Source organism: Streptomyces sp. W1SF4, from assembly GCF_003950035.1.
Taxonomy (GTDB): Bacteria; Actinomycetota; Actinomycetes; order Streptomycetales; family Streptomycetaceae; genus Streptomyces; species Streptomyces racemochromogenes.
Window position 1 is genome coordinate 3,696,855 of record NZ_CP034350.1, and the last position, 14,790, is coordinate 3,711,644.

A 14,790-nucleotide genomic window follows, 5' to 3' on the forward strand; every position below is an offset into this window, starting at 1 on the left:
GCCAAGGGCCGCAGCGCCCTCGTACTCGCGATGCTCGCCCTGCCCATCATCGGGATGAGCGCCATCGACCTCACCTACCGCAGCGCCGAACTCTCCACCGACCAGCGGATGACCCGCCAACTCGGCGCCGCCGACGCCCGGATCAGCCCGGCCGGCCTGGACGCGCCGATCTACCAGCACCCCAACGGCGCGCAGTACGCGCCGGTCGGCGGCTACGACACGTACCGCCCCGTCCGCGAGGAGGACCGGCAGCCGCCGAAGTCCGTACTGCCGCCCGGGATCCGGTCCGTCGAGGACCGCCGGGGCTTCGCCAAGGTGCACACCGCACACGGGCTGCTGGGGACCGACCTGCGCGAGCTCGACGTGCGCGACCCGCTGACCAAGGGCCTGTTCACGCTCGACCGCGGCCGCATGCCCCAGGGGCCGGGCGAGGTCGTGGCCACCACCGCCTTCCTGAAGGCCTCGGGTCTGTACGTGGGCTCCTCCGCGACCCCGCGCGGCGCCACGTCCTCGTACCGGATCGTGGGCGCGTACGAGATGCCCGACCAGCTCAGGCACCCCGAGCTGCTCGCCCTGCCGGGCACCCTGCTCGACCCCCTCGACCAGGCGCTCAAGGCCACCGGAGCACCCGGGATCAACCCCCGGCCCGGCTACCTCGTCGCGGCGGGCGGCGATGGTTTCACGTGGAACATGGTCAAGGAGGCCAACAAGCGCGGCGCGCTCGTGCTCTCCCGGGCCGTCGCCCTGCACCCGCCGGCCGACTCCGACGTCCCGCTGTTCACGCAGCAGCCGAAGGAGCAGTTCGACAGGGCGGACGGCGGCACGATGACCCGGCGGGCCGTCCTGGTCACCGTCATCGGCCTCGCCATGCTGGAGATCTGCCTGCTCGCCGGACCCGCCTTCGCGGTCGGCGCCCGGCGCTCGCGCCGCCAGCTGGGCCTGGTCGGCGCCAACGGCGGCGACCGGCGGCACGTCCGTGCCGTCGTCCTCTCCGGCGGCATCGTGATCGGTGCCGCCGCCGCGGTCCTCGGCACGGCGATCGGGGTGGGCCTCACCGTCGGGCTGCGGCCCGTACTGGAGGAGCAGCTCGGCGCCCGCTTCGGCGGGTTCGAGGCCCGCCCGCTGGAGCTGCTCGGCATCGCCCTGGTCGCCGTGGCGACGGGCCTGCTGGCCGCGGTCGCCCCCGCCGTGACCGCGTCCCGGCAGAGCGTGCTGGCGTCCCTCACCGGCCGGCGCGGGGTGCGCCGAGCCAACCGGGTGCTGCCCGTCATCGGCCTCCTCGCCGTCGCGGCGGGCGCGGCCATCGTCATCTACGGAAGCCGCTACCGCGTCAACACCACCTTCGTGATGGGCGGCAGCGCCCTCGCCGAGCTCGGGGTCGTCGCCCTCACCCCGCTGCTGGTCGGCCTGTTCGGACGGCTGGGACGATGGCTCCCGCTGTCACCGCGGCTCGCGCTGCGCGACGCCGTCCGCAACCGGGGGCGCACGGCCCCGGCCGTGGCCGCCGTACTGGCCGCCGTCGCCGGGACGGTGGCGGTCTCCACGTACCAGCACAGCCAGGACGTCCAGGGCCGGCACGAGTACGAGGCCGTGCTCCCCGCCAACGCGGGCTACCTGACGAGCACGGACCACGCCGGCCACAAAGAGGTGCCCGCCCTGCGCGACACCCTCTCGAAGAACCTCCCGGTGTCGGTACGGGCCGATGTGGACCGCCTCGTCGTCGGCAACCCGAACTGCTCACCGCTCTCTTCGGCCCCGGGCTGCGGGCGGGTCGAGGTCATCGTCCCCAAGGAGCAGCGCTGCCCGCTCTCCGAGGCCGAGAACGGCCCCGCCTCCTTCCCGCCGGACCAGGCCCGCGCACTGCGCCAGGACCCGCGCTGCGTGGTGAGGCGCTGGGGCAGCCCCTTCGACGTCGTCGTCGCCGACGAGAAGCTGCTCCAGGTGCTGGCCGTCTCCGACCCGGGTTCGGCCGCCGCGCTGAAGGAGGGCCGGTCCGTCTCCTTCAACCGCAACCAGGTGAAGGACGGCAAGGTCACCCTGCGGGTCATCACCGACCAGGCCGCCGCCGACGAGGCCGCCGAGCGGCGCACCGACCCGCCCGGCCAGGACAAGGTGCTGGCCGTCCACCAGGCCCCCGGCACCGCCTGGGGCGTCGACCTGGTCCTGCCGCCCGCCGCCGCCCGGGCCGCCGGCCTGGCGACGGCCCCGGCCGGCGCCTACTTCAGCCTCGACCGGAAGGCCGGCACCGCGGAGCGGCAGCGGCTGGACGGCGAGATCGACCGGATGGGCGCGGACGCCGAGGTCAGGATCGAGGAGGGCTACCAGGAGCAGCACACCCTGGGCCTGCTCGCCCTGAGCGTCTTCGCGGGACTCGTCACCATCGGCGCCGCCGGGATCGCGACGGGCCTGGCCCAGGCGGACTCCGAAGCCGACCTGAAGACCCTCGCGGCCGTCGGCGCGGCCCCGCGCGTACGGCGCACCCTCAGCGGCTTCCAGTGCGGGGTGGTGGCCCTGATGGGCGTGGTCCTCGGATCGGCGGCGGGCATCCTGCCTGCGGTCGGACTCCGCCTCACCCAGGAACGGGAACAGCGGCGGCTCATCGAGTACGCCCTCGAAAGCGGCTACACCTCGGGGCGCGACACCGAGCTGTACGTCCCGATCGCGGTGCCGTGGGACACGCTGGCCGGCCTGCTGGTCCTCGTCCCGCTGGGCGCGGCGCTGCTGGCCGCGCTGGTCACCAGGTCGAGCGGCGCACTGGCCCGCCGGGCGGCCGGATGACGTTGGCGCCCCCGCACAGGGTGGATCACGCCCGTGCGGGGGCACACCGTGTGAGAACGCAGGTGTGCGAGAGAATGACGGCATGGAGATGCCGAGGAGTGAACGGTCGCAGGACAGCCCCCCGCACGTGCTGATCGTGGGCCAGGACGGGACGGCGGTCGGCGGCACCGATGACGAGTCGCGCGAGGTCCCGGTGACGGAGATGGTCGAACAGCCCGCCAAGGTCATGCGCATCGGCAGCATGATCAAGCAACTTCTGGAAGAAGTCCGCGCAGCACCTCTGGACGAGGCCAGCCGGGTCCGTCTGAAGGACATCCACGCGGCGTCGGTCAAGGAACTCGAAGACGGCCTGGCGCCGGAGCTGGTGGAGGAACTGGAGCGCCTCTCCCTCCCCTTCACGGAGGAAGCAGTGCCCTCCGAGGCCGAACTGCGGATCGCGCAGGCGCAGTTGGTGGGCTGGCTGGAGGGTCTCTTCCACGGCATCCAGACGGCCCTGTTCGCGCAGCAGATGGCGGCGCGGGCCCAACTGGAACAGATGCGCCGAGCCCTCCCGCCGGGCAGCACCCACGACGACGACGAAGACGGCCCCCACGGCGCGGTCCGCTCGGGCCCGTACCTGTAGTTCCCGCGGGGCGGGGCGGGGCTGGATTCCGCGCAGCGAATCCAGCCCCGCCGGCGTTCGAGGCGCGGGGGTCAGGGCCCAGCCCCACCCCCCAGCCCCGCCGGCGTTTGAGGCGCGGGGGTCTGGGGGCGGAGCCCCCAGGGGGTCCGGGGCGCAGCCCCGGGAAACGGAGAAAGGGCGGGGCGGGGAGCAGCTCCGCGCAGCGGCACCCGCACCGGCCCGGCCACGGCGTAAGCCCCGGGTAAGTCGACCCCGACGCCCCCCAGACACCCCACGCATACTCAAGGGCATGAGCTACGACGCCATCGTCCTGGCCGGCGGCGCCGCCCGGCGCCTCGGCGGAGCCGACAAACCCACCCTCCACGTCGGCGGCCGCACCCTCCTCGACAGGGTCCTGGCGGCCTGCCCCGACGCCGCCGAGACCGTCGTGGTCGGCACCCGCAGGGCGACGGGCCGTCCCGTCCACTGGACCCGCGAGGAACCGCCCGGCGGCGGCCCGGTGGCCGCGCTGGACGCCGGTGTCCGCCGGACCACCGCCCCGCTGGTCCTCGTACTCTCCGCCGACCTTCCCTTCCTCGACCGGGACACCGTCCACGCCCTGCTCACCGCGGCCGACGCCGCGAACACCGACGGCGCGGTCCTGCGGGACGCCGACGGCCGGGACCAGCCCCTCGTCGCGGCCTACCGCGCGGAGCCCCTCCGCCGCGAGATCGCCCTGCTCGCCACCGAGCACGGCACCCTGCACGGCCTCCCGCTGCGCGCCCTCACCAAGGAGCTGGATCTGGCCAGGATCGGCGCCGCTGAGCCACTCGCTTCCTTCGACTGCGACACCTGGGAGGACCTGGCAGCGGCCCGCGCCCGGATCAGGGAGCATGGGAACGTGCTGGAGCATTGGATCACCGCTGCCAAGAACGAACTCGGGATCGACGACGTCCCCGTCGACGTCGCGACCCTGCTCGACCTCGCCCGTGACGCCGCCCACGGTGTGGCCCGGCCCGCGGCACCGCTGACGACGTTCCTCGTCGGTTACGCGGCCGCCCGTGCCGAGGCCACCGGCGCGGACCCCGCCCTGGCCGTCGCCGAGGCCTCCCGCAAGGCCGCCGAGCTGGCGCTGCGCTGGGCCGCCGAAGCCCAGCCCCCACACCCCGAGGAGACCGGCTCCGGATGACCCGTACCGACGCCGACGGCGCCCTGGACGAGGCCCTCGCCCTGGTCAGCCGCACCCCCGACACCGGCGGCGCAGGCGGCCACCGTGCCGCCCCCTGGCTGCGCGCCCGCGAGACCGCGGCCCGGGCCGGCACCTCCGTGCCGGCCCGCACCCACCGGGTGCCCTTCGCGGACGCGCTCGGCGAGGTGCTGACCGCACCGCTCGAAGCCCTCAGCGACCTGCCGTCCTTCGACACCTCGGCCATGGACGGCTGGGCCGTCGCCGGTCCCGGGCCCTGGCGCGTCCGCCCCGGGGACGGGATCCTCGCCGGTGACGAGCCGCCCGCGCCGCTCGCCGACGGCGAGGCCGTACGGATCGCCACCGGCGCCCGCGTCCCGGCCGACACCACCGCCGTGATCCGCAGCGAGCACGCCCGCGCGTCCGGCGGCCAGCTCTACTCCGACAGGCCCGTGAACACCGGTCAGGACATCCGCCCGCGCGGCCAGGAGTGCCGCTCGGGCGACCTGCTGCTGCCCGTGGGCTCCCTCGTCACCCCCGCGGTGCTCGGCCTCGCCGCGGCCGCCGGGTACGACGAGCTGGTCACCCGCCCCCGGCCCCGCGTGGAGATCCTGGTCCTCGGGGACGAACTGCTCACCGAGGGCCGCCCGCACGACGGCCTGATCCGGGACGCCCTCAGCCCCATGCTCGGCCCCTGGATCACCCGGCTCGGCGCCGACGTCATCGGCACGCGCCGGCTCGGCGACGACCCGGCCGGGGCGGAGGCCCTGTTGCAGGCCGTCACCTCCTCCGCCGCCGACGTGGTCGTCACCACCGGCGGCACCGCCTCCGGCCCCGTGGACCACGTCCACCCCGTCCTGGAACGCGCCGGGGCCGAGCTGCTCGTGGACGGGGTCGCCGTGCGCCCCGGGCACCCGATGCTGCTGGCCCGCATCGGCGACCGGGAGTGGGCCCGCCACGTGGTCGGCCTGCCCGGCAACCCGCTCGCCGCCGTGTCCGGGCTGCTCACGCTCGCCGAGCCGCTGCTGCGCGCCCTCGCCGGCCGCCGCCAGCGGCCCCGCTACACCGTTCCGGTGGAGGGCGACGTGCCCGGCCACCCGTACGACACCCGGCTCGTGCCGGTACTGCTGACTGACGAACACGCCGTACCGCTGCGGTACAACGGCCCCGCGATGCTGCGCGGGGTGGCGGGCGCCGACGCGCTGGCCGTCGTACCGCCGCACGGGGCGCGTTCGGGGCAGGAGCTGGAGATCCTGGACCTGCCCTGGGCTTCGGGGGGATGTTTCACGTGAAACTTCACGGCCAGGACGCCATGGCGCGCGGCGCCGACGAGAAACTCGTCTCACGCCGCGTCAAACTGCCCAAGCGGGTGGTCGAGAAGCCGCTGCGGCAGGTCACCCGGCGACTGCTGATGGCCCTGTTCGTGCTGTGCCTGACGGTCCTGATCGTCTGGCTCGACCGCGAGGGCTACCACGACAACGCCAACGAGGACGTCGACTTCCTCGACTGCGTCTACTACGCCACCGTGACCCTCTCGACCACGGGCTACGGCGACATCGTCCCCTACAGCGACAGCGCGCGGCTGGTCAACGTCCTGCTGATCACCCCGCTGCGCGTGCTGTTCCTGATCATCCTGGTCGGCACCACCCTGGAGGTGCTGACCGAACGCACCCGCGAAGAGTGGCGGCTCAACCGCTGGAGGAACAACTTGCGTGAGCACACGGTCGTCGTCGGCTTCGGCACCAAGGGCCGTTCCGCCCTGCAGACGCTGCTGTCGACCGGACTCCCGAGGGAGCAGGTCGTCATCGTCGACCCCAGCGCCAAGGTGATCGACATCGCCAACTCGGAGGGCTTCACGGGGGTCATCGGCGACGCCACCCGTTCCGAAGTGCTGTTGCGGGCCGAGCTCCAGAAGGCCCGTCAGATCATCATCGCCACCCAGCGCGACGACACTGCCGTACTCGTCACCCTGACGGCGCGGCAGCTCAACCGCGGCGCGAAGATCGTGGCGGCCGTCCGCGAAGAGGAGAACGCGCCGCTGCTGAAGCAGTCCGGCGCGGACGCCGTCATCACGAGCGCCAGCGCGGCGGGCCGGCTGCTGGGCCTGTCGGTGCTCAGCCCCAGCGCGGGCACCGTGATGGAGGACCTGATCCACCAGGGCAGCGGCCTGGATCTGGTCGAACGGCCCGTCAACAAGTCGGAGGTGGGACGCAGCGTCCGCGACACCGGCGACCTCGTCGTCAGCGTCCTGCGCGGGCACCGGCTCCTGCCGTACGACGACCCGCACGCGAGCCCGCTCCAGCTGACGGACCGGCTGATCACCATCGTCCGGGCGGCTCCCCCGGTCGGCCCCCAGGTCACCCTGGGCCCGGCCGAGTAGCACCGGTAGATTCCGGGCCATGCATGCGATCACGATCGAGCAGCCCGGCGGCCCAGAGGCCCTGGTCTGGGCCGAAGTACCCGATCCGGTGGCGGGCGAGGGGGAGGTGCTCGTCGAGGTCGTGGCGAGCGCCGTGAACCGCGCCGACGTCCTGCAGCGCCAGGGCTTCTACGACCCGCCGCCGGGCGCCTCCCCCCATCCCGGTCTGGAGTGCTCCGGCCGGATCGTCGAGCTCGGACCGGGCGTGTCCGGCTGGGCGGTGGGCGACGAGGTGTGCGCCCTGCTGTCCGGCGGCGGGTACGCGCAGCGGGTCGCCGTCCCGGCGGGGCAGCTGCTGCCGGTCCCGGAGGGCGTGGACCTGGTGACGGCGGCCGCGCTGCCGGAGGTCGTCGCGACGGTGTGGTCGAACGTCTTCATGGTGGCGGGCCTGCGTCCGGGCGAGACCCTCCTGGTGCACGGCGGCTCCAGCGGCATCGGCACCATGGCGATCCAGCTGGGCAAGGCCGTCGGGGCACGGGTCGCGGTGACCGCGGGCGGCAAGGAGAAGCTGGCGCGCTGCGCGGAACTGGGCGCGGACGTCCTGATCGACTACCGCGAGCAGGACTTCGTGGAGGAGCTGCGGTCCGCGACGGGCGGGGCCGGGGCGGACGTGATCCTGGACATCATGGGCGCGAAGTACCTCGCGCGGAACCTGGACGCGCTGGCCACGAACGGCCGGCTCGCGGTGATCGGCCTCCAGGGCGGGGTGAAGGCGGAGCTGGACCTGCGCACGCTGCTCGCCAAGCGGGCGGCCATCACGGCGACGTCGCTGCGCGCCCGGCCGCTGGAGGAGAAGGCGGCCATCGTGGCGGCCGTCCGGGAACACGTCTGGCCCCTGATCGCGGCCGGCCGGGTCCACCCGGTGGTCCACGCCACCTACCCCATCGCCCAGGCCCCGGAAGCCCACCGCGTCCTCGAAGCCAGCACCCACGTGGGCAAGCTCTTGCTGACGCTCTGAACCGGGCGGGCGCGGGGGGCCGCGGGGCCGGGCGCCGCTGCGCGGGTCCGCGACGGGCCGCAGGCACCGCTGCGCGGAGCGTTCCCCTACCCGCCCTTCCCCCGTTCCCAGGGGCTCCGCCCCTGACCCCGCGCCTCAGGCGCCGGCGGGGCTGGAAATTCGCTGCGCGAATTCCAGCCCGCGCGGCGATTGAGCGCACCGGGGCGGAGCCCCGTTCTTCCAGCCTCGCCGGCGTTTGAGGCGCGGGGTCAGGGGCGGAGCCCCCAGGGGGTCCGGGGCGCAGCCCCGGGGAACGGGCGAAGGGCGGGGCGGGGAGCAGCCCGCGCAGCGGCACACCCCCGCCCCCACCGGCACCCGGTACCCGGCGCCCCCTACAGCCCGCGCAACAGCACGGCCGGGTTCTCCACGCAGTCGGCCACGTACCGCAGGAACCCGCCGGCCGCCCCGCCGTCGCAGACGCGGTGGTCGAAGGTCAGGGACAGCTGCACGACCTGACGCACGGCCAGCTCCCCCTTGTGGACCCACGGCTTCGGGATGATCCGGCCCACACCGAGCATCGCCGCCTCGGGGTGGTTGATGATCGGCGTGGAGCCGTCGACCCCGAAGACCCCGTAGTTGTTCAGGGTGAAGGTCCCGCCGGTCAGGTCCGACGGGGCCAGCTTCCCCGCCCGGGCCAGCTCGGTCAGCCGGGCGAACTCCGCCGACAGGGACTCCGGGCTGCGCGTGTGGGCGTCCCGGACCACCGGGACCATCAGCCCGCGCTCGGTCTGTGCGGCGAAGCCCAGGTGCACGGACGGGAGCCGGACGATCTCGTTGGCGGCGAGGTCGACCGTCGAGTTGAGCTCGGGGAACTTGGCCAGCGCGGCCGTGCAGATCCGCGCCAGCAGCGCGAGCACCGAGATCTTCGGCCCGTCCACGGCGTTCATCGCGGCCCGCGCCGCCATCAGCTCGGTGGCGTCCGCGTCGACCCAGCAGGTGGCCTCCGGGATCTCCCGGCGGCTGCGCGACAGCTTCTCGGCGACGGCGCCGCGCAGCCCCTTGAGCGGGATCCGCTCGCCCTGCGCGGCCACCGCCACCGGCACCGCCACGGGAGCGGGCTCGGGAGCCCGGAGCACAGCCTCCACGTCGGCCCGCAGGATCAGGCCCTCCGGCCCGGACCCGCGCAGCGCCCGCAGGTCGACCCCGTTGTCCCGGGCCAGCTTGCGCACGAGCGGCGAGATCACGGGCACGGGCCCGGCGGCCACCACCGAAGCGACCGCAGCCGGAGCGACCGCAGCCGGAGCGACCGGAGCCGGAGCGACCGGAGCCGGAGCGACCGGAGCCGGAGCGACCGGAGCCGGAGCCGGAGCCGACACCGCGGCGGTGACGGGTCGCACCCGCCGCCGACGCGCCGGGCGCGAGTGGTCCGAGCCGTACCCGATCAGCGGCCGGGGCGCGTCGGCGGAGCCCTTCTCGGCCTCCGCCCCCGCGGACTCCACGGCCCCGGCGGGCGCCGACTGCACCCCCACCGCCACGGTGATCAGCGGGGCGCCGACGGGCAGCTCCTCGCCCTCCTCACCGAACCGGGCGGTGACGACACCGCCGTACGGGCAGGGCACCTCCACCATCGCCTTGGCCGTCTCGACCTCGACGACCGGCTGGTCGATGGCGACGACGTCGCCCACCGCCACCAGCCACCGCACGATCTCGGCCTCGGTCAGGCCCTCGCCGAGGTCGGGCAGCTTGAATTCCATGACCTGCGGCATCAGTTCTCCCACTGCAGGCGGGCCACGGCGTCCAGGATCCGCTCCACACCGGGCAGATGGTGCTTCTCCAGCATCGGCGGCGGGTACGGGATGTCGAAGCCGGTCACGCGCAGCACCGGCGCCTCCAGGTGGTGGAAGCAGCGCTCCGACACGCGGGCGGCGACCTCCGCGCCCGGTCCGCCGAAGCCTCCGGCCTCGTGGACCACGACCGCGCGCCCGGTGCGGCGTACGGAGGCGACGACGGTCTCCTCGTCGAAGGGGACGAGGGAGCGCAGGTCGACGACCTCCAGGTCCCAGCCCTCCTCGCGGGCCGCCTCGGCCGCCTCCAGGCAGACCGGCAGCGAGGGGCCGTACGTGATCAGGGTGGCGCTCGTACCGGCCCGGCGGACCAGGGCCTTGCCGATGCCCGGGACGGCCGCGGGGGCCTCCGGCGACCACTGCGACTTGGACCAGTAGAGCCGCTTGGGCTCCAGGAAGACCACCGGGTCGTCGCTGGCGATCGACTCGCGCAGCAGCCCGTACGCGTCCTCGACCGTCGCCGGGGTCACGACGGTGAGCCCGGGGGTGGCCGTGTAGTAGGCCTCGGAGGAGTCGCAGTGGTGCTCGACGCCGCCGATCCCGCCGCCGTAGGGCACGCGGATGGTGATCGGCAGCGGCATCTTGCCGCGGGTGCGGTTGCGCATCTTCGCCACGTGCGAGAGGAGCTGCTCGAAGGCCGGGTAGGCGAACGCGTCGAACTGCATCTCCACGACCGGGCGCAGCCCGTACATGGCCATGCCCACGGCGGTGCCCAGGATTCCGGCCTCGGCGAGCGGGGTGTCCGTGACGCGGTCCTCGCCGAACTCCTTCACGAGCCCGTCGGTGATGCGGAACACCCCGCCGAGCGCGCCGACGTCCTCGCCCATCACGTGGACGGTGGGGTCCTCGGCCATCGCGTCGCGCATGGCACGGGTGAGGGCCTGCGCCATCGTCGCGGGCTTCGCGGCAACGGTCGTCATCACTCTCCCTCCGCTTCCAGCTCGGCGCGCAGCATGGCGGCCTGCTCGCGCAGCCGGCCGGTCTGCTCCGCGTAGACGTGTGCGAAGAGGTCCATCGGGTCCGTCACGGGATCGGCGTTCATCCGCTCGCGCAGGTCCGCCGCCATCGCCTCGGCCGCGTCGCGCGCCTCCCGGATGCCTTCCTCGTCGAGGATCCCGCGCGCGGTCAGCTCGCGCTCCAGCAGCTGTACCGGGTCGTGCGCCTTCCAGGCCTCGACCTCGGCGTCGGTGCGGTAGCGGGTGGCGTCGTCGGCGTTCGTGTGGGCCTCCATCCGGTAGGTGACGGCCTCGATCAGGGTCGGTCCGCCGCCCGTGCGGGCCCGCTTCACCGCCTCGGTGAGGACCTCGTGCATCGCGGCGACGTCGTTGCCGTCGACCAGCCGGCCGGGCATGCCGTAGCCCACGGCCTTGTGGGCGAGGGTGGGCGCGGCGGTCTGCTTGGCGAGCGGGACGGAGATCGCGAAGCCGTTGTTCTGGACGAGGAAGACCACCGGGGCCTGCCAGACGGCCGCGAAGTTCAGCGCCTCGTGGAAGTCGCCCTCGCTGGTGCCGCCGTCGCCGACCATGGCGAGCGCGACGACCTCGTCGCCGCGCAGCCGCGCGGCGTGCGCCAGGCCCACCGCGTGCGGCAGCTGGGTGGCGAGGGGGGTGCACAGGGGGGCTATGCGGTGCTCGCGGGGGTCGTACCCGGTGTGCCAGTCGCCGCGCAGCAGCGTCAGGGCCTGTACGGGGTCCAGTCCGCGCGCCACGGCCGCGAGGGTGTCGCGGTAGCTCGGGAAGAGCCAGTCCTGCTCCTCCAGGACCAGCGCGGCCGCGATCTCGGCGGCCTCCTGCCCGACGGTGGAGGGGTACACGGCGAGACGGCCCTGTCGGGTCAGCGCGGTGGCCTGCGCGTTGTAGCGGCGGCCCCGGACGAGCTCGGCGTAGTACCGGCGCATGAGCGCCGGATCGAGCTCCTCCGCCGCCGGAGTGCCCAGCACCCGGTAGGGCTCGGGGTCCGGCAGCAGGGGGGCGGCCTCCATGCGGGGCCTCCAGGCGGGCGGCGGGGTGACACGGTGCGGCGCACCGGCACCGGGCAGCTCTTGGACCGTCATGGCGGCGTACACCTCCTCGTGGGAAGCGGGACTGGGGGCGCCACCGGGTGTGAGGCGCCTCACCAACCGATTGTTCGGTCGTTGGCGCAATTTGGCTACAGGCGGCTCCAGGCTGTGGACAAAGTGGCGGCGGGGCCCTGGGATGGGTGCAGGACGTCCAGCAGAGGGAGGCAGTGGGCAATGCCGGATGAACAAATGGCCGGAGCGGGTTCCGCACCGGTCCCACCGGGGGGCGCACCTTCAGGCCCACCGGTACCGCCGCGCCCCCTGGATCCCATCGACCGTTCGATCATGCGGTTGCTCCAGGCGGACGGCCGCGCGTCGATACGGTCCGTGGCGGAGCAGGTGCACGTCTCCCGGGCCAACGCCTACGCGCGGATCAACCGGCTGATCGACGACGGGGTGATCCGCGGCTTCACCGCCCGGGTCAACCACGAGCGCGCGGGTCAGGGCGCGTCCGCGTACATCACGCTGAAGATCGTCCAGAACTCCTGGCGGACGGTGCGCGAGAAGCTGCGGGAGCTGCCGGGGGCGGCGCACATCGCGCTGGTCAGCGGGGATTTCGACGTGCTGCTGCTGGTCCACACGCCGGACAACCGCACGCTGCGGGAACTGGTGCTGACCCGCCTCCAGGCCATCCCGGAGGTGCTGTCCACGCGCACGCTGCTGGTGTTCGAGGAAACGGATCTGCTGGACCCGGGCCCGTCCGGCGGCCCCGCCCTCGCGGAGGACTGAGCGGGGCCGGACGGCCGGGCCGGACGACTGGGCCGGACGACTGGGCCGGACGGGTTACGCGGCCTTGGTGCGCAGGCCGTCCAGGGCCATGCTGACCACCGCGTCGGCGAGCTGGTCGGGGGTGGTGCCGGGATGCGGCCGGTACCACTCGACCAGCGAGTTCACCATGCCGAACAGCAGGCGGGTGGCGAGCCGGATGTCCACGTCGGCGCGCAGGTCCCCGTCGGCGGCGGCCGCCTTGAGGAGCTCCGCGACCTGGTGGTCGAACTCGCGGCGGCGCTCCAGGGCCCAGCGCTCGGTGCGGGTGTTGCCGCGCACCCGCAGCAGCAGGGTGACGTACGGCAGTTCCGCGACCAGGACCTCGACCGTGCGGCGCGTGACGTACTCGACGCGCGCGACCGCGCGGCCGCGTACGGCGCCCGGCTCCTCCAGGATCCCGAACAGTCCGTCCAGGGCCCGGCTGACGGCGCGGTGGAGGAGCTCCTCCTTGCCCGCGACGTGGTGGTAGATCGAGGACTTGGAGATCCCGGCGGCCTTGGAGAGGTGCTCCATCGAGGTGCCGTCGTAGCCGCGCTCGTTGAAGACCTGCACGGCGACGGACAGCAGCGTCTCCGGGGTGTAGGTGTCCCGCCTGGCCGTGGTCACTCGGTCCCCTCCTCTTCCCCGTCCTCGTCCTCGCCGGCCTCGTAGCCCAGCTTGAACAGGGCCAGCGACGGCGCGTAGCGGCCGCCCGGACACCGTTCGTCGAGGTGGTGCAGCAGGTCGTACGCCCAGTCGCGGCCGAGCCGGTCGTGCCATTCGGCGGGGCCGAGCGGGTAGTTCACGCCGAGCCGCATCGCGGTGTCGATGTCCTGCGCGGAGGCCACCCCGCGCGCCACGGCGTCGGCGGTGAGGTCGATCAGCATCGCGACGGTACGGGCCACGATCATGCCCGGGACGTCTCCGATGACGGAGACCTCCTTGCCGAGCTTCTGGAACAGGCCGACCGCCTCGGCGAGGGTGCGCTCGCTGGTGTCCGCGCTGGCGGACAGCGCGATCCGGGTGGCGTCGCGGTAGTCGAGCGCGAGGTCGAAGTAGACGACGTCGGCGAACTCGACCGAGGTCTTGCCGTCCGCGAGCACCAGCTGGCCCTCCCCGGGCAGCTGGATGTACGGGCCCCCGTGCCCCGTGGCGGTGACCGCGATCCCGGCCTCCTCCATGAGGTCGGCCAGCACGGCGGCCGGGCCCAGGTCGCCGACGACGGTGACCTTCTCCGGCGCTTCCTCGGGGCCGGCCGTGTGCGGGGCGGGGGCCTGCGCGTCCTCGGCGTAGGAGAACCAGCCGTGGCCGGACTTGCGGCCGAGGCGACCCGCCTGGACCAGGCGGCGCTGGGCGAGCGAGGGGGTGAACTTGGGGCTCCGGAAGAAGGAGTCCCAGACGGAGCGGGTGACGGCCTCGTTGACGTCCTGGCCGATCAGGTCGGTCAGCTGGAAGGGCCCCATCCTGAAGCCGCCGCTCTCGCGCAGCACGGCGTCGATGGTCGCGGGGTCGGCGCCCCGCTCCTCGTACACCGCGAAGGCCTCGGCGTAGAAGGGGCGGGCGATCCGGTTGACGATGAAGCCGGGGGTGTCGGCGCAGCGGACCGGCGTCTTCCCCCAGCCCAGGACCGTGCGGTACGCGCTCTCGGCGGCGTCCGGGTCGGTCGCGTGGCCGCTGACCACCTCGACGAGGGGGAGCAGCGGGGCCGGGTTGAAGAAGTGCAGGCCGAGGAAGCGGCCCGGGTGCGCGAGGCCGGCGGCGAGCTCGGTGACGGAGAGGGAGGAGGTGTTGGTCGCCAGCAGCGCGTCCGGCGAAACCACTCCTTCGAGGGCCGCGAACAGCTCGCGCTTGACGGTGACGTCCTCGACGATCGCCTCGATCACCAGGGCGGCGGAGGCGAGTCCGGTCAGGGTCCCGGCGGCGTCGAGCCGGCCGACGGCGTCGTCGGCCTCGGCCCGGTCCAGCCGTCCCTTGGCGACGAGCCGCTCGACCCGGCCGGCCACGGTCTGGACGGCCTCGCGGGCCCGCTCGGGCACGGAGTCGTAGAGGCGTACGGGATGACCTGCGAGGAGAGCGACCTGGGCGATGCCCTGGCCCATGGTTCCGGCGCCGATGACCGCCACAGTGCGAGCCCGCTCGATTGCTGTCATGTCCTGATCCTCCCGCACGCGGTTGTCCACAGGTCCGCCGGGCCCTCTTGTACCGACCGATCGTTCGGT

The 14,790-nt window shown here is 74.0% G+C and carries 12 protein-coding genes; 7 read left to right on the plus strand and 5 right to left on the minus strand.

All coding sequences use genetic code 11. The features are described 5' to 3' along the window. Positions 1-30 precede the first annotated feature (30 nt). The 6 genes from D1J60_RS17215 (at position 31) to D1J60_RS17240 (ending at position 7,942) form a co-directional block, all read left to right on the plus strand. A complete protein-coding gene (locus D1J60_RS17215) occupies positions 31-2,778 on the plus strand; it encodes an ABC transporter permease (protein ID WP_241253571.1) in 2,748 nt (915 codons plus the stop codon). An 82-nt stretch (positions 2,779-2,860) separates the two neighbouring features. Then, positions 2,861-3,400 (plus strand): bacterial proteasome activator family protein, encoded by a 540-nt coding sequence (locus tag D1J60_RS17220; protein ID WP_125604154.1) that lies wholly within the window; start codon positions 2,861-2,863, stop codon positions 3,398-3,400. Positions 3,401-3,689: 289 nt separating this feature from the next. Beyond that, positions 3,690-4,568, plus strand: coding sequence for an NTP transferase domain-containing protein (locus D1J60_RS17225; protein ID WP_125821701.1), 879 nt, complete (start codon positions 3,690-3,692; stop codon positions 4,566-4,568). Continuing rightward, positions 4,565-5,857 (plus strand): molybdopterin molybdotransferase MoeA, encoded by a 1,293-nt coding sequence (locus D1J60_RS17230; protein ID WP_125821702.1) that lies wholly within the window; start codon positions 4,565-4,567, stop codon positions 5,855-5,857. Before D1J60_RS17225 ends, D1J60_RS17230 begins: the two co-directional genes overlap by 4 nt. Next, on the plus strand, positions 5,845-6,945 hold the full coding sequence (locus D1J60_RS17235) for a potassium channel family protein (protein WP_125604600.1): 1,101 nt from the start codon (positions 5,845-5,847) through the stop codon (positions 6,943-6,945). The genes D1J60_RS17230 and D1J60_RS17235 overlap by 13 nt, the downstream gene beginning before the upstream one ends. 19 nt (positions 6,946-6,964) lie before the next feature. Beyond that, on the plus strand, positions 6,965-7,942 hold the full coding sequence (locus D1J60_RS17240) for an NAD(P)H-quinone oxidoreductase (RefSeq protein WP_125821703.1): 978 nt from the start codon (positions 6,965-6,967) through the stop codon (positions 7,940-7,942). Between the two features lie 371 nt (positions 7,943-8,313). Here D1J60_RS17240 and D1J60_RS17245 read toward each other — a convergent pair whose 3' ends face one another. From D1J60_RS17245 to pdhA, 3 genes are read right to left on the minus strand one after another with little or no spacing between them, the layout of a single operon-like run. Continuing rightward, positions 8,314-9,687: a dihydrolipoamide acetyltransferase family protein gene (locus D1J60_RS17245; protein ID WP_125821704.1), complete on the minus strand. Its 1,374-nt coding sequence runs from the start codon at positions 9,685-9,687 to the stop codon at positions 8,314-8,316. Further along, positions 9,687-10,685 (minus strand): alpha-ketoacid dehydrogenase subunit beta, encoded by a 999-nt coding sequence (locus tag D1J60_RS17250; RefSeq protein ID WP_125603185.1) that lies wholly within the window; start codon positions 10,683-10,685, stop codon positions 9,687-9,689. Before D1J60_RS17250 ends, D1J60_RS17245 begins: the two co-directional genes overlap by 1 nt. Continuing rightward, a complete protein-coding gene (gene pdhA, locus D1J60_RS17255; RefSeq protein ID WP_125603184.1) occupies positions 10,685-11,818 on the minus strand; it encodes a pyruvate dehydrogenase (acetyl-transferring) E1 component subunit alpha in 1,134 nt (377 codons plus the stop codon). The genes D1J60_RS17250 and pdhA overlap by 1 nt, the downstream gene beginning before the upstream one ends. 195 nt (positions 11,819-12,013) lie before the next feature. Here pdhA and D1J60_RS17260 point away from each other — a divergent pair, with 195 nt between their 5' ends. Further along, positions 12,014-12,553, plus strand: a complete 540-nt coding sequence (locus D1J60_RS17260) for an Lrp/AsnC family transcriptional regulator (protein WP_125603187.1) — start codon at positions 12,014-12,016, stop codon at positions 12,551-12,553. Positions 12,554-12,607: 54 nt separating this feature from the next. Here the strand turns inward: D1J60_RS17260 and D1J60_RS17265 are convergent, their stop codons facing one another. Together D1J60_RS17265 and D1J60_RS17270 are read right to left on the minus strand one after the other, a co-directional pair. Next, positions 12,608-13,198, minus strand: coding sequence for a TetR/AcrR family transcriptional regulator (locus D1J60_RS17265; RefSeq protein WP_125603183.1), 591 nt, complete (start codon positions 13,196-13,198; stop codon positions 12,608-12,610). Beyond that, positions 13,195-14,721, minus strand: coding sequence for a 3-hydroxyacyl-CoA dehydrogenase (locus D1J60_RS17270; RefSeq protein WP_125821705.1), 1,527 nt, complete (start codon positions 14,719-14,721; stop codon positions 13,195-13,197). Before D1J60_RS17270 ends, D1J60_RS17265 begins: the two co-directional genes overlap by 4 nt. Positions 14,722-14,790 lie beyond the last annotated feature (69 nt).